The sequence below is a fragment of the Edaphobacter flagellatus genome, assembly GCF_025264665.1.
In the GTDB taxonomy this organism is placed as follows: Bacteria; Acidobacteriota; Terriglobia; order Terriglobales; family Acidobacteriaceae; genus Edaphobacter; species Edaphobacter flagellatus.
Genome location: NZ_CP073697.1, coordinates 1,082,735 through 1,104,856, shown reverse-complemented (window position 1 = coordinate 1,104,856; position 22,122 = coordinate 1,082,735). Strand labels below are relative to the sequence as shown.

The following is a 22,122-nucleotide window of genomic DNA, read 5'->3' as shown; positions in this document are numbered from 1 at the left end:
TGAGTGGCAGCACTGGTTGAGAGGCTTCTGAGCACTTCGGGCGTGATTACCAAAACCTTAAGAAGGCGGGCGAGTTCCACGGGGTCTAGAGCTTGATGAGGCGACAAGCCCAGTTCGCGGCGATATCCTGCAGCAGCTCTTTCGCACCAAGCTTTGAAGCCACGACGCAGCTCGCTCAAGAGTCAGCTCACTTTCCAGACGCCAAAAACTCTTGAGCAGCGAGAATCATCTGCGCCAAGGCTTGAGCTGTTTTAGGCGATACGGTAGCACGTTTACGGAAGTGCACCTCAGCTACTACAGAAGCCTCCGTCGAGGAGCTAAGGCCAGATGAGGGCATCACATTGCTCTCGGCATTTTCGCCAAGCCATCGGCATATTCGTTGATAGTTCTCCAGATCGGGTAGGTGTCCCCGCTCGATTCTGGATAACGTAGGGTGGCTGATCCCGATCTCCTTCGCCGCCGCACGTATCCCTAACCCTAGCGTTTCTCGATGTTTAGCGACCCTTCTCCCAAGATCTTCGAGGATAGGCAACTTAGTTTCCTCCCTATGTTCCACATATGTACCAGTGGTTCACACTTGACCCAGTCCGAATTTGGCAGTACTGTTTCACTTGTGTACCAGCCTGCATGTTGCTATCCGAGAAAGTCAAGGGAGAGGCATGAAACGAGCGGTTCCAAAAGATGTACCTCGCGACGAAGGTGATTACGACGTTACGCGTTATGTCCCTCCTCACGTGACGGCGATTCTTTGGGGAAGAGCTGCTGGACGCTGCGAGTTCGCGGGATGCAATCGCCCTGTGTCTTGGTCTTTGGTGACTCAGAGAGAGCTGAACATCGCGCAGAGGGCTCACATACGTTCATTCAGCCGGCGCGGGCCGAGGGGACGTCAAGGGCTTTCAAAGGAGCTCTTGAATTCGGCCTCGAATCTGATGCTCGTATGCCACCAGTGCCATGTCGATATTGACAGCGGCGAAGGCCCGCGACTCTACCCATCTGAAATGCTTATCCAAATGAAGAGGAAGCACGAAGAGCGCGTGGAACTCGTGACTGGAATCGCGGCAGACTCTTCCAGTCACATTCTCTTATATGGATCGAACATCGGCGATCAGTCACCGCATTTGAGCTTCAAACAGGCGGCCACTGCGATGATGCCTGGTCGTTTTCCAGCCTCCAGAAATCCTTTTATGCTGCAGATGTCGAATGTCGCCTTATCGGATGTTGAGCAGACATTTTGGGCAAATGAAGACGAGAATTTGAAGCGTCTCTTTGAGAATAGAGTGCGAGAACCTCTCTTGGAGCTGGGAGTCGAGAGGCATCTCTCGGTCTTCGCCTTGGCCGCGCAGCCACTTCTGGTGAGACTCGGAACGCTACTTGGCGACATAGCCGAGGTCGATGTATTTCAGAGGCATCGTGCGCCGCAAACGTGGAACTGGCCTGATTCAGCAGAGCCGCTGAAGTTCGAGGTCGTGGAGCCATCGAATGGCAGCGGTACGCCTGCACTGCTGGTTGACATCAGTGGAAGGGTGACCGAAGACCGCATATACCGCGTGCTTGGTGAAGGCGCTTCTATTTGGCGACTGACTGTGGCAAGCCCGCATAACGACATCCTCAAGAGCCGAGATCACCTGGCCGCCTTTCGTGCCGCAGCTCGGCCGTTGTTCAGCGCCATCAAAGAAAAGCACGGACAGAACACGCCTCTACATGTGTTCCTCGCCGCCCCGGTATCGGTCTGCGTGGAGCTTGGGCGCGTCCGGATGCCGAAGGCAGATATGCCGTGGTTGCTATACGACCATCACAACGTGCACGGATTCAAGTCTGTGCTGAACATTGCCTGAGGAGGCTTTATGGACAAACTCGCGGTAGTTAAAGTGCTCGACAGCGTTGTGGACTCGCTTGATATCCCCGAGTCCTACTACCAGCGTGCTTCGGACCGCCACAACTCCATCGCGGATTGGCTGTGCCGCCCGGAGTCAAAGTTGGCGCAGTATTCGCCCCATGTGACACCGCAGGGATCATTCCGCTATGGCACAGTAGTTCGCCCGATTCATCATGAAGCGGAGTACGACCTGGACAACGTCGTGACGTTGCAGATGCAGAAGACGGACAAAACTCAAAGCGAGCTGAAGCTACTCTTCGGAGAAGAACTTAAAGCTTATGCGAGGGCTCACGGTATGTTGAGTCCACTTGAGGAGAAGCCGCGCTGCTGGCGCTTGCATTACGCCGATGAAGTGTCCTTCCATCTCGACAGCTTGCCTTGTGTCGCAGAGGAACCTGCTGTAGTACAGGCCATCATCTCGCAGGGCGTATCCTTCGAACTTGCAAAGCGGGCTGTCGCTATCACCGATCAGCGACACCCGAATTACCTAGTTCTTTCAAGAGACTGGTTGATTAGCAATCCGCGAGGTTTTGCCCGCTGGTTCGAGGAACGTACCCGCGTCTTCGCGCAGCCGCGGCTTCGTGCCTTGGTCGAGATGAAGAAATTTGCCTCGGTAGAAGACGTGCCCCCCTACGAGTGGAAGACACCTCTCCAACGTTCGATCCAGCTACTCAAACGGCACCGGGATGTCATGTTCCAAGACACGCCTGAGTTGGCCCCTATCTCCATGATCATCACCAATCTCGCGACACACGCCTATTCGGGAGAGGCCGACATCTACGATGCGGTCACCGGAATCGTGAGCCGGATGCGGAATTTCATCAATCCTGTTTACCCTCGTGTCCCAAACCCTACTGCTCCGTCGGAAGACTATGCAGATAAGTGGCGCAAAAATCCGCTACTAGAGCAAAATTTTCTTCTTTGGCATAGCCAGGTTCGGCAGGACCTTGCCCGTCTTCATACTCTCACTCGCGATGGCATGGATCGCGAGATCCGTGGGCATTTTGATGTGCAGTTAACGCGCGACCAGCTCTCGCACATCAGCAATCCGGTTCCGGCGACGGCGGCTGCGGTCGCTCCGACTGTGTTCGTGCCATCTGCCCCGAAACCTTGGGGCAAGTGATGCCTGGTGAATCGCTTCTGAACCAGATCGCCATATCGGAAGCTATCAATCGGTTCGAAAATCTCCGGCTGGTTCCAAGCAAAGACGGCGCTATCGTCTTGCGAGGTGTGATCGACTTCACGGCATCCGCTAACGGTTGCAGGACTGTTAGCGCCAGTTACGAGATCAATCTTCGCATTCCAACCGCGTACCCTTCTGAGCTTCCGGTTGTGCATGAAACTGGTGGCCGGATTCCGAAAGACTTCCACAAGCTGGAAGGAAACGCTCTATGTTTGGGATCTCCATTTCGCTTGTGGCTCCTGACCAAGCAGAATCCGTCCTTGTTGAATTTCATAGAGAGTGTAGTCGTCCCTTACCTCTACGCCTATTCGCTTCACGAGGCCGGTGAAGCCATGCCATTTGGCGAGCTGAGACATGGCTCGGCTGGTTTGATAGATGATCTTGGCGAAATGCTCGGAGCTACTGACTCCAAGACTGCTGCGGCGTACGTGGAAGCAGTCATGCGCAAGAAGCGCATCGCGAACAAACGACCTTGCCCCTGCGGTAGTGGAACGCGCCTAGGTCGTTGTCACAATAGACGAGTGAATGGCCTTCGGGTCACCTTTCGGTCGTATCTTTCCCGGCGAACTAACTGAATTCGTACTCAGACTTCTTCCTCAGGATTCGTGTCGCGGGCTGACGCAAAAGCAGCCTGTTCGTGGAGGGAAGCCTCTCAGTCGAACCTCGCGATAGGCGTCGAAATAGTCTCGCGGTAATGTCTGCGCACCGACTCTTTTCGCTATGAGCTTTACCTCTATGCCCTTTGCCTCTATGCGGCGCCGGAATGTCCACCTATGGGCGTCGCCGCAGACGAAGAGTACATTCTGGTCGACTGTGTCACTCAGACGGCTAATCCAAAACTCTTCACGGACAGGCCAGCGATGAGCAATGTCATGACGACGCGATACATCTTGTGATGGGATGCGCGCCTCCCAATCGGAAGGAGGACACGGCCCGAATGGAAGGTCCTCTTCAATTGACAGCTCATTCTTTTGATCCCATGTAGGCTCACAAAATCTATGTGCGATTCCACTCTCGCAAGCTGCCTCAAATACCACCGACTGTCTCTGCGTTTTTCGTAGGATATCGGCGTTAGCTTCTTCCGCGATAAGGTCAAGTCGATAAGAAAGAACACAAGCAAGAATGATTCCTTTGAGCTCAGCCTGCTTGCAATTCTTAGAATCCGACAAAGAACTGTCGTTTCGATAGGTCTGAGCATTCCTATGATCGCATCCGATGAGATAGATCACTTCTCTGGTTCCCCAATGCCAATTGGAGCACAGACTCCTTATGCACTCCGAAGCGTTAGTAACGCTAAGTCGACAGAGCAGAAGTAGTCTCCGGCTCTGACGTTCTTGGAACGAGGCAGAGGAGCCTCGTTGCGTCTGGTACGAGCCGTCCGATGGAGGAGCACCAACCCAACAGCCACCAGCCTAGATAGGCCGTAAACAGCCACCAAAACAGCCATCGGAACGAAGGAGTTGAATTCGCGAAATAATGCTCAAACGACGTTCGGAGCTAAATCCGACGAAACAGCCAGTGGCTGTTTTGGTGGCTGTTCGTTTCCAACTTTACTGCTTTTGGATGCGTCGCATTGCAATCTTTTAGACGCTCTTATTTATATGAAAATATGACGTTTAGTGCGACGTCATGCGTTACGTTGCAACATCCTGCAAAGCGCCTAAAATCAGACTCAAAATCCGCCGATCCTTGCGGTCGTGGGGGGGCGCCCCACCCCTCCCGGCACCATAAATATCACTAATCGAATCGTTTGCCTCCGGGAAGGGAATTGGGGACCCTCTTAGAGTTTGACTTCTCTGGTACCAAACAAAAAAATATTCGCGGGCTTGGCGTGTCGGTTAATTTTCGATGAGTGCATTGCACTGTTATCGCCATTTGGGTAATTAAGTCAAGCGTCTACCGAAAGCTGCCCAAACAAGCGAATGGGGCATTCTACTTGTACAGCTTACCCTTCTAAATCCGTATAACAATAGATTGCTTCTTATCAGGAATGTCATTGAAAGGCCTCGGAGCTGGTACGTTTTCTCTCGCCAAAAGTAGAGTGGACGGGGACGATTTTTCTAAAAAAGGACTCCCCCACCCGACCAACTTATGGGACACCTCGTTTACGACGCCAACCAGACATTTGTGAAGAGCGTTAGTAACTAGCCCTCAGGTCAGGTAGTAGAAACTTACCCAAGTAGTGTTTGTTCCAATGGCTGGTCGGACTGGCACAGTCTCCTTTATGGGCTCAACTCTACGAGAACTCGAACTGGGGCATGTTTCTACCGCGCCGTTGTTTTTGATTCTGACTACCAGTGAGGACTATGAACAGCGATTCCACGCAACTCGCCAGGACGTAGATAGTGTTTTTTAGGTGGAAATGTGTGCCGAATGCCAATCTTGGACAAGGGACAGGCAGCATGTTTCACATAGGGACTGAGGCTCGGACGCAGAGTTTATTCGTCAACCTGCTTGACATGAGTACGGAACGGAGCGCTCAGGATACCCAGGGCATGGCTGAAACGAATGAGTTGCACCTGCGATCCGATGCATGGCACACGCACCTTTGATGCAGACTTCCATGAGCTTTACTTAGGCTGGTCTTTTGAGTTGCAAGCGAGAAGCAAGAGTAGGTGTGTTCTTCATTCTTGACTGGTCGCTGGCAACTGATAGCTCCATACGGACAATCTTTTCTGCTACGGCAAGGCTGATAAAGTGATTCAGCGATATTCCTTCGCTATGCGCCAGATCGTTGGCTTGCTGTCGAATCGAAGGACTTAGACGGAGTGGAAAGCTCTGATACCGTTTTTCTTGATTCACAGATGGCCCTCTCATTTACCTGCACAACAACAACCCGATTTTTATCCTGAAACACCCACGGCCGCAATCAAATTTATTACTTAAGTCATATTTCTATCTTCTGGATTCCCCGCGATAGAAATTCTTTAGCCAGGGGTTTACGGTTCATATGGGATCTCCGTGGCTATCGTATTGAATTGATTTGCAAATATGCCCTTGGATATTAGCCGTGATATCAAAATACGACTTTATTTTCTGGGCATAGCTTAATTTTCGACATCCCCAGATATAAAGAGTGAGCTACAGAGAAAGTTACTTTCGGAATAGCCATGAGCTATCCCCGAAAGAAATTACTCGGGAGTAGTTTTGTGGGGCTCATGACTGGAAATAAATCCTGCCTGTGTATTTCAAGAATCCAGTCTCTGCCTCTCTACGTGTTTTTCCTCCACCGATTTCATTCACTCCACAATCTCGATCTACAACATTCTTTTTGGGGTAAAGGCCACAAGGAGCTTTCTATGCTTGCCACCGCTCAATGGAAAAAGGGAAGTGTCCGTTTTACACATTTTGGGATTCCAGTCACAGAGCTATTTCCTCGTATAGCAAGTGGTTTTGCATTGTTGTTGCTTCTGGTATGGGGATCGGTGATTGTAGGTTGCGGTGCAGGTGGATATCCTGGGGGCGGGATAGTAAGTCTTTCTTCGTCAGCGGTAACTATCGATGCTGGGCAATCGTTTCAGGTGAACTCGAAACTAGATGGAAGCCCTTTAATTTCTTGGATATTAGGTGGCTCTTGCAGTGGGACATGCGGCTCGCTTTCGGCTTCCAGCGGAGCTTCGACCATCTACACAGCTCCCGCCACGGTGACTGCGCCCATTAAGCTGACACTCACTGCTGCAGTTACAGGAACGAAGAGCTCAAGCGTCGTCAATATTACGGTTAATCCAGCTCCTACGATCTCGGGTAATGCGCCCGCAGGAACAGTCGGAACTCCGTACTCGGCTACGTTGACAGCGAGCGGTGGTAGTGGAGCTCTAAAATGGGGAATCGCCGGGGGCTCTCTTCCGGCAGGACTTACCTTCAATACCAGTACAGGAGTGATATCTGGCACTCCTACGGCTGCGGGATCGGCGACGATCACGCTACAGGTCACCGATTCCAGCGATGTTCCTTTGACGGTCACTTCGCGACAGACGATTCAAATCAACTCAGGTGTCGTTACATTGTCGATTGGGGGGAATCCTCCTGCGGGAACCGTTGGCGTCGCATATACGACAACTCTGCAGGCCACGGGAGGAACTTCACCTTACGTGTGGAGTGTTATCTCGGGCAATCTTCCTGCGGGCCTTTCGTTGTCCGCTTCAGGTGTCATCTCGGGCACTCCAACGAGTTCGGGATCGTCCGTCTTTACGATTCAGGCTCAGGATGCTTCTGGGAATAAGGCCAGCGCCGTCTTCGGCATTACGATCAATGCCGCTAACTCGGTACTCTCTATCGGAAATCCAACGCTGCCTGGCGGAACGGTCGGTGTTCCTTATACCGGAACGATTCCGATTAGTGGAGGCGTTGGCCCATATACCTGCGCTGTCGCTGGCGGTTCATTGCCTGCAGGATTAACGCTGAACAGCAACTGCACAGTATCTGGTACTCCGACAACTGCTGGAACATCGACTGTAGCTGTCTCAGTAACTGATTCTGGTAATCCGACGCAGACAGCCACGGGAACAGTAACGATTACAATCTCGCCGGCTTCATTGACGCTCACCCTTACCAGTTTGCCGAACGCTACTGTGGGTACACCTTATAACGCCACCATCGGAGTATCAGGCGGAACGTCGCCTTATAGTTGCACTATCACGAACGGTACTTTGCCCGCCGGTCTTACCTTGACTGGTTGCATGGTTCATGGAACCCCAACGACTGCTGGAGTAGCCAACCTCACGGTTAAGGCGACAGACTCGAGCAATCCAACAGCAACAACGAGTGGGCCCGTTAGTCTTACGGTTCTGCCTGCGCCTCTTACGCTGACGATATCTTCACTTCCAAGTGGGACGGTTGGTGTTGCATACAACTCCACCGTCGGAGTCTCTGGAGGAACGTCTCCTTACACGTGCACGATTACGGGCCTTCCTGCAGGTTTGACTTCCAGCGGATGCACCGTTACTGGCACGCCAACTTCAGCAGGAACATCAACTCTCACTGTCCACGCTACCGATTCGAGCAATCCGACCGAATCGACAAACGGGACCGTCACTCTAACAATCAATCCTGCATCTGTGACGTTGGTTCTTGCTCCTCCAACAAACGCCACTGTTGGCACTCCTTACACGGGCAATGTTGGTGTCACCGGCGGAACCGCACCTTACACCTGCACGATCACAGGCCTGCCCGCAGGACTTACAGCGAACAACTGCTCCATCACTGGCACACCAACAGCTGCGGGGACGTCAACCCTCACGGTCCACGCTACCGACTCGAGCAGTCCCACGGCGAGCACGACTGGAACGGTTTCACTGGTTATCAATCCAGCTGCGGTAACACTTACGCTGACGGCTCCGCCCGCCGGAACGATCAATACGGCTTATACAGGCAGTGTTGGTGTCACCGGCGGAACGGCACCGTACACCTGCACGATTACAGGATTGCCCGCAGGTCTTACGGCCAACAATTGTGCGATCACGGGCACACCAACAGCTGCTGGGACGTCAACCCTCACAGTCCACGCTACCGATTCGAGCAGTCCAACGGCGAGCACGACCGGAACTGTCTCGCTGGTCATCAATCCAGCTGCAGTAACACTCACGCTGACAGCACCGCCCGCCGGAACGATCAACACGGCTTACACGGGTAGTGTGGGTGTTACCGGCGGAACCGCACCTTACACCTGCACGATCACAGGCCTGCCCCCAGGTTTGACAGCAAACAACTGTGCGATCAGTGGCACACCCACAGCTGCTGGGACGTCAACCCTCACAGTCCACGCTACCGATTCGAGCAGTCCAACGGCGAGCACGACCGGAACTGTCTCGCTGGTCATCAACCCGGCTGCAGTGACTCTGACGCTGACGGCACCGCCCGCTGGAACGATCAATACGGCTTATACAGGTAGTGTTGGTGTCACCGGCGGAACCGCACCGTACACCTGCACGATTACGGGCCTGCCCGCAGGACTTACAGCGAACAACTGCTCCATCACTGGCACGCCAACAGCTGCTGGGACGTCAACCCTCACGGTCCATGCTACGGATTCGAGCAGTCCAACGGCGAGCACGACCGGAACTGTCTCGCTGGTCATCAACCCGGCTGCAGTGACTCTGACGCTGACGGCACCGCCCGCTGGAACGATCAATACGGCTTATACAGGTAGTGTTGGTGTCACCGGCGGAACCGCACCGTACACCTGCACGATTACAGGCCTGCCCGCAGGTCTTACGGCCAACAATTGCGCGATCACTGGCACGCCAACAGCTGCTGGGACGTCAACCCTCACAGTCCACGCTACGGATTCGAGCAGTCCCACGGCGAGCACGACTGGAACGGTCGCGCTGGTTATCAACCCGGCTCCGCTTACGCTAACGGGCACTCTTCCCAACGCAATCCTCGGGCAGAGCTATTCGCAAACGTTGAATGCTACAGGAGGAGTAGGTCCGTACACTTATCAACTCATCAACGGTACAAGCTTGCCGGCAGGTCTCTCGTTGGCAACCGATGGCACAATTAGCGGTACACCTACTGCTCCTGGAGCTGTCGGTTTCACAGTACAAGTGACGGATTCCAGTGCGCCACAGCAGACGGCAACGCATGATTTCGTCCTTTTGGTTGTCTATCCATCCGGACCGAACAACAATGAACTGAATGGTCCGTATGCCTTCCTTTTCCAGGGTTACGACGACGTACTCGTAGGAGTGCTTGCTTATCAAACCGCAACCATTGGAAGCTTTACCGCAGACGGCAACGGTTTGATCAATGCTGGAGAGTCCGATTCGAACCATCAAACCTCAGGAGCAACGCTTACTAGTAATCAGTTCTACGGAAGCTATCAGATTGGCGCCGATAACCGCGGCATGATGGCTCTAACGACGCTGAATCCTGATGGATCGATCGCTGGAACCAAGATTTATGCCATCTCGGTGAAGGCTCCAGCGACACCTGGAACTGCTGCTACGCAGGCTCAGATGATCGAGTTTGATGGCAGTATCATCATCGGCTCTCGTGGATCCGGCACGATACTCCAGCAGACAACTGCAGCATTTGCTGCTGGGTTGTCGGGCAACTATGCATTCGGAGTCTCAGGCGATACGCCTTGCCTTGTCTCGTGCGCCGTTGGGCTTTCAGGTCCAGTGGTCGCAGTGGGGCAGTTTACCGCCTCGGCCGGTATTGTTACCGGAACGAGCGATGCCAACGTTGGGGCGACCAACTTCGCCAACGGAGCTCTTTCCGGAGCGTATCAAGCGGCCGACAGCAATGGACGGCTGACATTCTCCGCGACTGTTAGCAGTGCGCCTGGTATATTCCCGACGCATTACGTGATCTATGTCGTGGATGCTGCGCATATCTTCCTTATGTCGGATGACACGCACTCGCAGTTCGCGTTGCTTGCGGGGACTGGGCAGACGCAGACGCAAGCCAGTTTCGACAACACCTCACTCAACGGACCAATCATCGGCTATGAAAACGCACAATCTGACCCGGGACTCCTGGGGGCAACATTACAGAATGTGCTGAATGTGTCTACCTCAACGATTTTCCGAGTCAACTCGACTGCATCAACCAACGGTACATGCAACTTCACGAATGTTGATGTTGCTGGAATTAATGGGCTTGTAAACCAACTCTCCGGAGGAGTCAGTGCTCTCACAGGTGCAGATCTGCTGGCCATCCTGGGGAGACTTCAATCCACGGGTAGCGCCAATTGCTCAGTAACGACAAATGGTCGAGGTACGCTCAACTACCCTGCGCCGAGTGGCTTGTTGGCTCCAGTCCTAAACCTTCTCGGTCTCAATACTCCACCCGCACCTCGTATCTTCTACCTTGTCTCTCCCAACCATGGATACTTCCTTGAGTCGGGATACGCAGGGCTCGGCTACTTTGAAGGTCAGATCAACAAGGCGACGTTCACGCTTGCCGATTTCAATGGAACCTTCGTCTACGGTAGTCAGCCGGCGGCGACTCTCGCCTCCATCAATACCTCCGGCTACATTCACGCTGACGGAGCTGGTAACGCTAACGGTGTCACCGACCTGAACATAGGCGTCGGGAACCTGAATATTCTGCAGCTCGGCGTGGCCAACTCCGGAACGTATGCCATCAATTCAACCCCGCCACCTCTCCAGACATTCTCCGATGCGAATGCAGGACGCTTCACATACGGGACGAATGTCATCTACGAGATCACGCCCGGCCGGTTTGTGCTGCTGGATACGAATCTCCTGACCACCTCTCCAACCGTAACGTTGCTGTACTAGGGCAGCAAATAAACATTGGCGATCGATTCAAAAAGGAGAGGTTACTGAGATGCGCTCAATCTATTTGCTGTTCGTTCTTCTCATAGTTGCTGGATCTACTGTTGCGCTCGCGCAAGCGAGACCAACCGTGGATTCAGCATTCTCCACTCCTCGTGCTGATCTTGCTCTGGGATACAGCTATATTGGCGCAAACGCACCTCCCGGCCAATCCGGCTATTTCGGGTTGAATGGAGGGTTTGCCTCAGGAAGCTATCGCATCACCCATCTGTTCACCATCGCAGGGGAGTTCACGGGCGGCCACGCCAACAACATCAGCGCGCTCGGGCAGGACCTCACGCTCTTCACCTTTATGGGAGGTCCTAGAGTTGCATTTACGGGTCGGAGGCTTGTTCCCTTCGCTCAGGTATTATTCGGCGGTGCACATGCGACGGACTCCTACTTCCCATCCTCTTCTGCGGCGGGCTACACAACGTCTGCATCCAGCTGGGCTCTTTCAGCCGGGGGAGGCGTTGATTATCACCTTACACATCGTTTGGCCGTACGAGCATTAGAAGCTCAATACATGAGGACGGCGCTTCCAAATGGCTCCAGCGACTCTCAGAATTACTTCTCGATTGGAGCGGGAATCGTATTCAAATTTGGCACTTATGATGGCATACCTCATGTGTCTGCGGCTTCGCCAAAACCACAGCGCAATAACCTGTCATTTACCTGCAATACGAATGTTGCGAGCATTGAGCAAGGGCAGGTTCTCGAAGTTACGGCCAATACGTTGACGCAACCTGATGGCCTTGAAGTCCAGTACTCATGGTCTTCCGATGCGGGAACAATTGATGGATCGGGTCAACGTGTGACACTCAATACCGCGAATGTGGCTCCGGGAAATTACACCATCACGGGGCACGCGTCTCTGGTCACGGATTCTGGGATCAAATCGGATTGCCAGGTTCCATTCCGCGTCTTAGCGCAACAAAACTCTCTGGCTGCCACGGACAAGAATACTTCGACTCAAAATGAGGAAGTCTTCCATGCCAATGTGCAGGATGCTCTTTTTGACTATGACAGCTATGAGATCAGACCGGATGCGAAGAAGGCGATCGAGCATGCAGCGGAGTATTTGAATGCTCATCCAGCGATCAATGTTCTTATCGCCGGCTATGCCGATGAACGGGGATCTGCTGAATACAATCTCGCTTTAGGTGAAAAGCGCGCCAATGCTGCTCGTGATGCTCTTATTGCTGCAGGAGTCCCAGCCGCCCGTCTTAGCATCATTAGCTACGGCAAAGAAGCGCAAGTTTGCACTGCGAATACTGAAAAATGTTTTCAGGAGAACCGAAGAGCAGCCTTCAATATGCATCCTTAGGATGTCAAAACAAATGCTTAACCATGCAGGCGGCTACGATTCATCGTAGCCGCCTGCATGGTTAGTAGGTGTGAATTAGAAGTGGTATTTTACCGCCATCTGCAGAATTCTAGGATTGATGCCTGTAGTGACGATGCCAAAGTTGCCGCTGTTAATGCTTCCCGAGGGGTTTGAGAATTCCGCATGGTTCGCAATATTGAATGCTTCCGCTCGGAATTGCAGAACGTGCGATTCATGAATGTGGAAATCACGCAACAGAGCTAGATCTGTATGGTTCAAACCTGGGCCAGCGAAGAATCGACGATGGGTATTGCCGACAACGCCGAAACCAAGCTTCATATTCTTTTCGGAAGTGAAGAGTGAGGTGTTGAAAAAAGGATAATGCTTTCCCGTGGCTGGGTTGATGTCTCTTGGATTGCGGTCTCCGTGAAGTCCACCAGCGAATAGATTGCCAGGGGTATAGAAAGGCTTATCGACACCGGAAGATCCGGTGAGCGAATAGTCGGAATTATCGGATAGCGTGATAGGTTGTCCCGATGCCATCTTCGTGATACCGGAGATAGACCAGCCTCCTAGAAGCGCTTTACCAAAACGATTATCGGTCCAGCGCGCAAAGGGAAGTTGAACGTTATAGCTTGCCACGAGAGAGTGAGTAACGTTGTACGACGAGAGCGCATAGCTGGCCCTTGGATTGATTGGATTTGTAGCGTCCGTCATGGCGGAGGAGTTATCGAATGAACGTCCAAAAGTATAAGCGACCATGACATCCCACATCGTACTGGAGTGCTTCAGATTCGTCTGTAACGAGTTGAAGTTGGACGTTGCTTGAGTAAGAAGATAAGGATTGCTGCCGAAGGCAAGTCCAAGAGGACGTGTCCCCGGAACGACCGTGCCATTTTTTAGCGTATAGCTATTGCTTTCAAGCCTAGGCCCGCAGGGCGTTTCTCCCGGAGCCAATGCGGCTTGGTTAAGAGAGAGACAGAGCGCAGGATTGCCAGGATTTGCTTCCACCTGATTCGCCAGATGACGGCCCTGATTGCCGACATAAGTAGCAGTAACCACGGTGTTCCGACCGATGCCCCTCTGAATTCCCAGGAAGTAGTTTTGAATATATGGAACTGTATTGTGTACGCCAACTGCATAACTTGAGCTAAGTGGAAGGTAATTGTCCCACGGGACATTGTTGTCGGGATTTTTAATAGATACGTTGGTGGGGGGGAAAGAGAATGGGAATTTTTGCAGCTCAATATTTTGAGTTGCGCGGTCAATGTAGGGAGATTCCAGCATCGTAGGCACTGGAGCCTGATAGTAGAGACCAAATGGAGCATCGCCAATTACAACGAATCCCGATTCATCCTGAAAATTGGTGTAAAAGACACCGTAGCCGCCACGAAGACTAAACATGCCTGGGCCGCCCGTAATCTTCGAGAGAAGACCCGAAGGCTGAGTTGTTGGGGAATAGGCGAAGCCAAAGCGTGGAGCGAACTTGTTCCAGTGGATGGGAGCCAGCGTTCGAGGGATGCCTTTGTCTCCTGGAAAAACCCAACCGAGCGGAGCTCCAGGAAATACCTGTGATTGCTGGCCAGGAACAATGGTCTGAATCTTGTTCTGCGTGTCGTACCAGGGAGTCGTTACCTCATAACGGAGACCATAGTTAAGCGTCAGGTCCGAACGCGCTCTCCATGCGTCCTGTACATAACCGGCGGCATAGTGACTGCGAGAATCGAGAATCTGTGCGCTTGCTTGCGTAAAGCCGCCATCCTCAGCACCCAGCAGGAAATCGGCGAAGCCAAGTCCCGTCTCGTTGCCATCAGGAAAGTTGAAGCTACCGTTGACGGCATAGGCATTGCGTTCGTTGATCTGGTCGTAGTGGTAATTCACTCCAAACTGTACGGTGTGCGTACCAATCACCTTCATAAAGTTATCGAGCCATTGGAAGGTATTAACATACCGTCCCTGAGTGGAGAGCGGTGTACCGAAGGTGCCGCCTTCACTAATTGATATGTTCGGAACGCCAGCAAGTGAAGGATTAATGTTGCCGATGCCTCCAGCTGGTCCCCAGGGAGTAACGAACCCAAGGGATGCGAGCGTTGGGCCAGGCGTCTGGTAGCTTGGATTGCCTATGTGGGCCGCGCTTCGCACGTAGGTAAAGCGGAAGGTATTGACTGCATTGTTCTTGAATGTGGTTGTCAAGCCAAGGTTGCTCATCTGTGCGCGCTGCTGCGTAGCTGTGGGGAACAAGCCGTCATTGCCGCCACCATAGGGATTTCCTATAGTGGCGTTATCCATGAAGTAATAACCGAAGAATGTGCCGAAACGCGTATTCATATCGACGCGAAGGGCTTCCTTATAATCGTCCACGGTATTGTTTTTAGCAGTCGTGACATAGGCAGGTGCGATTCCAGAGCTTGTGCCACTATTGACGACTGTGCTGTTGGGGGTTGGAATGTACTTCATGAGCGGAGTTACGGCAGAAGACCATGCGGCTTTCGGAATGACAGCGTTCGGAAAAACGCACGGGTCATCCATTGATGTGGGTGTACAAGCGTTATCGCCGAAATATGGTTCCTGATCGGTTACGGTATAACCCAGTCGCTGGCTCAACACGCCGGCCCACCCCGCACCTTGAACAGAGCCCCCAAAATTGGTCAGCAGAGGTGTCCAGTCCGATACATCTCCCTTCAAATTGGCTGCGGAGGGAAGAGTGACGGAGTTCGTGGTGCCAATTCGCTGATTTGTCCCCTGGAAATCGGCAAAGAAAAACATTTTGTCTTTTTTGATAGGCCCGCCGAAGGTGCCGCCATAGATATTTTGCCTATAAGAGCCGCGAGGCGGCGCAGGGGAAGAAAAACTATAGGGTCTGGCATTGAAGACGGTGTCGCGCAGAAACTCAAATGCGGAACCATGCCATTGATTGGTTCCATTCTTTGTGACAACGTTTACTTGCCCGCCGCTGAAATTGCCATACTCGGCGTCGAAGTTACTTGTGATGATACGGAACTCTGAAAGAGAATCCAGATTGGGGACGATGGCGGTTGAATTCTCAACACCGTCGTTTACATTACCACCGTTCACCATGTAGCCATTTGAAGCTCCGCGGCCACCATTGATGGATACATTTCCACCATTCAAACCGCCCGAAGGCGAAGGTGTGTCGGCAGACTCTGTATTCGAATAAGGAGAAACACCTGGCTGAAGTGCGAGGAGATCAGTAAATGCGCGACCGTTCAGCGGTACAGCAGTAATCCTTTGGCTCTCGATAACTTCGCCAAGCTGCGTGCTTTGTGTTTCTACCTGTACGGGGTTGCTGGTTACTTCTTCAACCACCGCCACATTTCCTACCTTCAAGATAATATCTCTGCGAATAGACGAGTTGGCGTCTACTTTGATTCCTGTCGCCTGATAGGCATCAAATCCAGGTTGTGCCGTGCTTATGGTGTATCGACCGACATCGAGCACGGGAAAGCTATAGAAGCCTCTATTGTCGGTAACAACGGTTAGGCGCACTCCTGTTTCTTCATTGAGAGCGGTAACGGTAACTCCCGGTACGACGGCACCCGTAGTATCCGTTATTGTGCCTGAAATTACACCGGTGATAGCAGCGTAGGCTAACTCCACAAAGAAAAGCATCAAAATAAATACAAATGACGCTGAACGCACATAGCGCATATCTTTTCCTTTCGCAAAAGCGGATCAAATTTCAAATATTTCGATCATTTGATTACGACTAAAAGCCCATGCATATGCCCAAAACATAAAGAATTGAGTTAGTAGCGCTGAAGCGCAGAAAACTCGTTGCTCTAACACAACACTGCCGAGTTGGTTCGGCATAGGTAATAGTGTGGTTCTTGGGGAGTAAAGAAAGGCACGTCTGTACATCTGAAGAACTGATTTTGCAACCAAGCATGCCTGCAGATATAAGCTGCAGAGCAGGCTAGAGAACAGCAAAAAGCAATGTTACAGGTGCTGGACAATCTCAATACAAAGACGTGAATTCGTCATGGGCCAATTGTCCTAGCCTTTTTAAAGAGTGTTTTTATGAGTGAAATGAATAGAACGCTTGCAGATAGGACACCTCGTTTTAGAACGCAATCGCGTTGAGGGGCAGCCTATCCGTCAATTCTCAAATCGATTTGAGAGAAGGTAGTTATCGCCACTGTGGGCAATAACCTTGAATTGCCTCAGCAAGCTATTCAGGTGAGGGATATCTGAACCATAAACAAGCAGGTAAGTCCGCTGCGGTCTCGACCACAAATCCTTCAGTTGTGCGTCATCGATGAAGACGCGCTTTGCATCAGGGGCATAGCTCCCATACTCAAGATTGGCACTCCGTCCGTTCCAGAGCAGGGCTTCTTGGTTCGTATAGAAGAAGGTAGCCGAAAACGCATAGTAGGCATCACCTTCAATAAGCTGGCCTGGAGGCGCATGCTTCAGTGCATCGGCAAGCTGGTAGGAGCTGAGGTAAGGGTCGAAGGTGATCAGTGCAAGCCGTGCAGCCTGGAGAAATGCAAGCATCATAACGGTGAGTACAGCCACCGTAGCCGTAGCTTTGCGCGCTCGGATAAGACCGATAAAGCCGATGAGTAACCCGCATCCAGCGATGACAAGAGGAAGGCGGAGGTAGGCGAACGACTTGAGTGTGAGATCGCCCATGTGTCCGAGCGAGAGCGTATAGAGATCGGGGTTCTGTGTGAGTGCCGCAGAGATATCCCCGGCAGTAGGCAAGTTGGCTGTGTAGATCAGCAGGAAAGCGATGGCTGCGACGCAAATCCCGAGAATCGAAGTAAGCGCAACACGAGCTAGCCGCGGATAATTCTCGCGCGAGGCCATATAGCTTCCGAGCAGCATCGCCAGGGCAGGGTAGATGGGGAGCGAGTAATATTCCTGCGTCGTAGATAGCGTGAAGAAGCAGAGGATGAAGAGTATCCAGATTAAGGCGAGCAGACGTGTGCGTCCTGCTCGATCTGTGGGACGGTAGCTTTGTCGGAAAGCGCCGAAAAAGGTCAGGCTCCATGGAAAGAGCCAGACCAGGTGAAGCAGCCAGAACCACACGCGAGGCACGGTGTTGTAATCGCGTGGATACCGGATGTTAAGGAAACGGAATAGATGTTCGTTTAAGAAGTAAAACCAGAAGAAGCCATGATATTCCCCGGGACTGGAATGCATTGTCCAGTCAAAGAACGGTGGATTGCGCAGAGTTGCAAGCACATGCCACGGCGCAGCGAGGGCAAGAACGATCAGGCTGCCGGTAAGTGGACGGAGCTTGAGGAGTATTGTGCGCAACGAGAGCTGCCGCATTATCGCCAGGTAGATTCCCCCGATGATGATAGGGAAGACTGCCGCGACGAGTCCCTTGAGCAGAAGTCCACAGGCCAGGCTTAGATAGAGCACAACGAACCAGAGGGAAGGTCGTTGCTCCCTGTCGTCCAGAAGCCGAAGCATGGACCAGAGCGCGAGAGCAATCGTAAGCGTGAGCGCGGCATCAGGAATCAGGATGCGCGTAAACAGGAAGATGCCGATGCAGGTTGCAAGTATCGTTCCGGAGTAGATGGCTGCGCGTCGCCCGAAGGCCCACAGCGCAAAGCGTGCCGTCACCCAGCAAAGAGCAATATTGATAAGGGCCAGAGGTAGTCGGGCAGCCCAGTCATGCACGCCGAAGATCTTGAACGAAGCTGCCATGATCCAGTAGATCAATGGCGATTTTTCAAGATAAGCGATGCCATCGAGACGCGCAGTCACCCAGTCGCCACTCTCCAGCATGTTGCGGGCAATCTGAGCCTGCACAGCATCGACATCGTCCATCAGATGCGGTGGACTGAAAACCAATGGCAAAAAGGCACAGCAGGCAACGATCAGTACGATCGCATCGACACTGAGTCGATTCAGGCCGAGACGATAGAGAAATCGTCCGAAAAATCCCTCGGGGTCTGCAGGTCTTGTCCGCCCTGGATCTTCCATTGCTTGATCCATAGAAACAACATCAGCATGCCCCATAAGTGATACCCGTAGTTTGCCTTTCTTTCCATGTGCAATTTAATCAGCGACTCGAGATGTGGCCAATAGATCAAACCAGTCTCTTCGACCGTCTTTCTATCGAGTGTATCGAGCAGCAGCGGCCGCAGGTGGCCACGGAGCCAGTCATGCACCGGAATATCAAGGCCTTGTTTTTTCTTGGCGAGAATATTTTGAGGCAGCTTATCTTTCATCAACGTGCGCAACAGCAGCTTCAGATTGCGGCCACGTATACAGTAGTTGGCGGGCAGCGTTGCGGCAAACTCGACGATGCGGTGGTCCAGGAAAGCAGGCCGCACCTCAAGCGAGTGTGCCATGCTCATGCGATCTACTTTGACCAGCAGGTTATCCGGCAAAAAGTAGGCCTGATCGAAGGCCATAAAGCGACGGATATCGCGTCCTGCTGGAATCGTAGCCAGCATTTTTAATGTGTGCGTGCTGTTCTGCGAAACCATCAGCTCTTTACGCTGCAGGTGTGAAAAAGTGCCGTTCCAGAATATGTGCGAGCTGCGTTCGTCGAGCAGCGTGCCGTGAAGGAAGCGCTGCAGCTTATAGTCGAAGCCGATCTTTTTGTTCGAGGCTCGCAGCCGATTGGCCGAGTGCAGTGAGAGTCGCCGTAGGCTGCGTGGCACGATACGTGCGCGTCGCGCATATTTATCGGCGAGATAGGTGATGTAACCGCCGAAGAGTTCATCTGCTCCCTCACCGCTCAGAGCAACGGTTACCTTCTTCGCAGACATGCGCGACAGATGCCATACGGGGACTGCCCCTGCATCGGCGTTTGGTTCGTCGGCATAGTATGCAAGCTCAGTAATCGAGTCTGGCGTCACCGTCCCAGGTCCCAGGTCGAGTTCCTGGTGGTCCGTTGAGTAGCGCGTTGCCATCTCTCGCAGATATGGAGCTTCATCGAACTCGCGTCCGCCAAAGGTAATGGAGAATGTCTTAAGCGGACTCGAAGCATGCTGGCTGGCATAGTGCAGCACCGTAGAGGAATCGATGCCGCCACTTAGCCATAGCCCAACCGGAACATCGGCTGCCAGGTGTTCTTTGACCGACTGTGAGAGTAGATGGTCGAGCCGTGCCGCAGAGTCTGCGATGCTGGTATGCGCGCTCAGATCTGCGCGATCGACCTGCCAATAGCAGTGCGACGAGATATCGCCGTCGTGCCATGTCAGAAAGCAACCTGGCATAAGTTTGCGGATGCCGGCCGCCAGCGTGCGTGCTCCCGGCACATAATTCATTCCCAAGTATGTATCGAGTGCGCCGAGGTCGATATCTCTGGAGATCTCCGGGTGGCAGAAGATCGACTTCATCTCCGAGCCGAAGTAGATGTCGCCGCCATGAAGGGCATAGTAGAGCGGCTTGATCCCCATGCGGTCGCGAGCGAGCACGAGCCTCCGTCTCGACTCGCGCCAGGCAGCAAAGGCGAACATGCCCCGGAATTTCTCGATGCAGGCCGTATCCCACTGCATGAACGCATGCAGAACAACCTCGGTATCGCAGGTTGTTCGAAACTTGTGGCCATAGGAGATCAGCTCCTTGCGGAGCTCGGCATGGTTGTAGATTTCGCCGTTGAAGACGACCGTAACATCTTTATCTTCAGAGGTTAACGGTTGAGCGCCAGCAGACGTGTCAACGACCCGCAGGCGGGTAGCGCCCAGGGAGACCGTCGAACTCTGCCAAGCGCCCTGATCGTCAGGGCCACGGTGAATGATAGATGCAACAGCCTGGTGAATCCTCTCGGGCAAAAAGGAGTGATGCTTATGGGTAAAACCCGCAATTCCACACATCGTGATGGGTTGATGGAACGCCTTTTAATTTTTTTCAACTATAACTGAAACTTTTTTTAAATTGTGGGTTTAAAACGAAAACTATCTCTTGGACGCACCACAGTTTTTTTGGATAGGCGTTACGAACGCTGGACGAAGGAAATTATCTGCCGTTATTTCCTGAAAGAGCGCTGGTTAGCCAGAGTGAACCATGACCCGGTTCTTACCGGCTCGCTTGGCGGCGTACAGTGCCTCGTCTGCCAGTTCCACCAGCTGGTAGCCGTTCACGAGAGATTCATTGATGGCCGCCATGCCCATACTGATGGTAACCGGCTCGTTCTCCCACTCTTCGGCGGCGACGCGCTGCATCACGCGCCGGGCCAGACCCATTGCGCTCTCTTCGCCGCTTTCCGGTAGCAGAACCACGAACTCTTCGCCTCCATAACGGGCTGGGAGATCGGGCAAGCGAACGGTAGTCCTCAGAATCATGCCCAGACGGCGCAACACCTCGTCGCCTGAGGCGTGTCCATACTTGTCATTGATCTTCTTGAAGTTATCGACGTCGATCAGCAGTACAGCAAGCTCCCGCTTCCGGCGCCGGGCCATCGAGAACTCCATCACCAGCCGTTCCTCAAAGGCGCGGCGATTGCGAAGTCCTGTCAGCTCGTCGGTTACGGCAAGGCGGCGAAGCTGATCATTCGCTTCTTCCAACTCGCGATGGTAACGCTCCAGCTCGGCCTTATGAGCGACTTCCGCCGAGATATCGACGGCAACACCAGCCAGCAGCACGTTGCCGGCAGAGTCATGGCAGGGGAATTTGAACGAGCGCAGGGAACTGATCGTCCCATCCGTGCCGCGTATGTGCTCTTCGGTTTCGACCATGCGCCCGCCGGCCATCACCTCAAGGTCATGCGTACGCACAGACTTTGACAGATTGCGCGACCATAGCTGTTCGTCCGTTCTGCCCAGCCACGCGTACTCGCTTACGCCAAACCTCTGAGCGAAGGCGCGATTGTAGAAGAGCAGCCTTCCGGCCGCATCCTTGATATAGCTCAGGAAAGGGCTGGCGTTCATAAAGGCGCGAAACAGTTCTTCGCTCGCGCGCAGTGCGCCGGTTGCCTTCTCTTTTTCGTTCAGGGCATGTTCCAGTGCCCGGCGCTGCATTTTGAGTTCGAGCCGTGCGCTGACCTGGCGTCCAAGAACCTCGAGAGCATCCACTTGCTCGGCGGTCAGAATGCGCGGTGTGGTGTCGAGCACGCACAGAGTTCCCAGAAGATGACCGTCCGGCGTGGCCAGAGCAACACCGGCGAAGAAGCGGATAGGAGGATCGGCCGTTACCAGAGGATTCGCTCCGAACCGGCTGTCGAGAAGAGAGTCTTTAACGATGAAAGCGCCCGCCTGACGAATGGCATGGGCACAGAAGGCGATCTCGCGGGGCGTATCGCCGAGCTTCAATGTCTCCGAGGCACGGACCCATTGCTGCCGCTCATCGAGCAGTGTCAGCAGGCCGAGCTGGGTTCCACACAGCGAAGCAGCGAGCTGCGTCAATTCCTCGCAGTCCTGCTCCGGCTGGGAATCCAGCAGCTCCCTCACCCATAGCGCCCACAGTCGAGCGTTTTCGCTCTCCGGTCTTCTCAGATTCATCAGTCACCGTGGGGAGGCATGGTTAGAAT

General features: G+C 53.2%; 10 protein-coding genes. 4 read left to right on the top strand and 6 right to left on the bottom strand.

Features of this window, described 5'->3' with window-relative positions; genetic code table 11:
• Window positions 1–187: 187 nt before the first annotated feature.
• Entirely contained in the window at window positions 188–556 is a 369-nt protein-coding gene (locus tag KFE13_RS18665; protein ID WP_390891603.1) for a helix-turn-helix domain-containing protein, read from the bottom strand.
• Window positions 557–659: 103 nt separating this feature from the next.
• Between KFE13_RS18665 and KFE13_RS04460 the strand changes: the two genes are divergently transcribed.
• Both KFE13_RS04460 and KFE13_RS04455 read left to right on the top strand, forming a co-directional pair.
• Entirely contained in the window at window positions 660–1,835 is a 1,176-nt protein-coding gene (locus tag KFE13_RS04460) for an SAVED domain-containing protein (protein WP_260705976.1), read from the top strand.
• Between the two features lie 9 nt (window positions 1,836–1,844).
• On the top strand, window positions 1,845–2,999 hold the full coding sequence (locus tag KFE13_RS04455; protein WP_260705975.1) for a nucleotidyltransferase domain-containing protein: 1,155 nt from the start codon (window positions 1,845–1,847) through the stop codon (window positions 2,997–2,999).
• A 2,634-nt stretch (window positions 3,000–5,633) separates the two neighbouring features.
• Here KFE13_RS04455 and KFE13_RS04450 read toward each other — a convergent pair.
• Window positions 5,634–5,861, bottom strand: a complete 228-nt coding sequence (locus KFE13_RS04450) for a toxin-antitoxin system HicB family antitoxin (RefSeq protein ID WP_260705974.1) — start codon at window positions 5,859–5,861, stop codon at window positions 5,634–5,636.
• An 842-nt stretch (window positions 5,862–6,703) separates the two neighbouring features.
• On the opposite strand from KFE13_RS04450, the gene KFE13_RS04445 reads away from it, so the two are divergent.
• Both KFE13_RS04445 and KFE13_RS04440 read left to right on the top strand, forming a co-directional pair.
• Window positions 6,704–11,305 carry a beta strand repeat-containing protein gene (locus KFE13_RS04445; protein ID WP_260705973.1) on the top strand — a complete coding sequence of 1,534 codons (4,602 nt, stop codon included), beginning with the start codon at window positions 6,704–6,706 and terminating at the stop codon, window positions 11,303–11,305.
• 49 nt (window positions 11,306–11,354) lie between these two features.
• On the top strand, window positions 11,355–12,668 hold the full coding sequence (locus KFE13_RS04440; RefSeq protein ID WP_260705972.1) for an OmpA family protein: 1,314 nt from the start codon (window positions 11,355–11,357) through the stop codon (window positions 12,666–12,668).
• Window positions 12,669–12,743: 75 nt separating this feature from the next.
• Here KFE13_RS04440 and KFE13_RS04435 read toward each other — a convergent pair whose 3' ends face one another.
• The 4 genes from KFE13_RS04435 to KFE13_RS04420 form a co-directional block, all read right to left on the bottom strand.
• On the bottom strand, window positions 12,744–16,337 hold the full coding sequence (locus tag KFE13_RS04435; RefSeq protein ID WP_260705971.1) for a TonB-dependent receptor: 3,594 nt from the start codon (window positions 16,335–16,337) through the stop codon (window positions 12,744–12,746).
• Between the two features lie 447 nt (window positions 16,338–16,784).
• Entirely contained in the window at window positions 16,785–18,626 is a 1,842-nt protein-coding gene (locus tag KFE13_RS04430; protein WP_260705970.1) for an ArnT family glycosyltransferase, read from the bottom strand.
• The gene (gene asnB, locus KFE13_RS04425; RefSeq protein WP_260705969.1) at window positions 18,551–20,428 is read right to left on the bottom strand and encodes an asparagine synthase (glutamine-hydrolyzing); all 1,878 of its coding nucleotides are present in this window, start codon (window positions 20,426–20,428) and stop codon (window positions 18,551–18,553) included. Before asnB ends, KFE13_RS04430 begins: the two co-directional genes overlap by 76 nt.
• Before the next feature lie 216 nt (window positions 20,429–20,644).
• Window positions 20,645–22,093, bottom strand: coding sequence for a GGDEF domain-containing protein (locus KFE13_RS04420; protein ID WP_260705968.1), 1,449 nt, complete (start codon window positions 22,091–22,093; stop codon window positions 20,645–20,647).
• Between the last annotated feature and the right edge of the window lie 29 nt (window positions 22,094–22,122).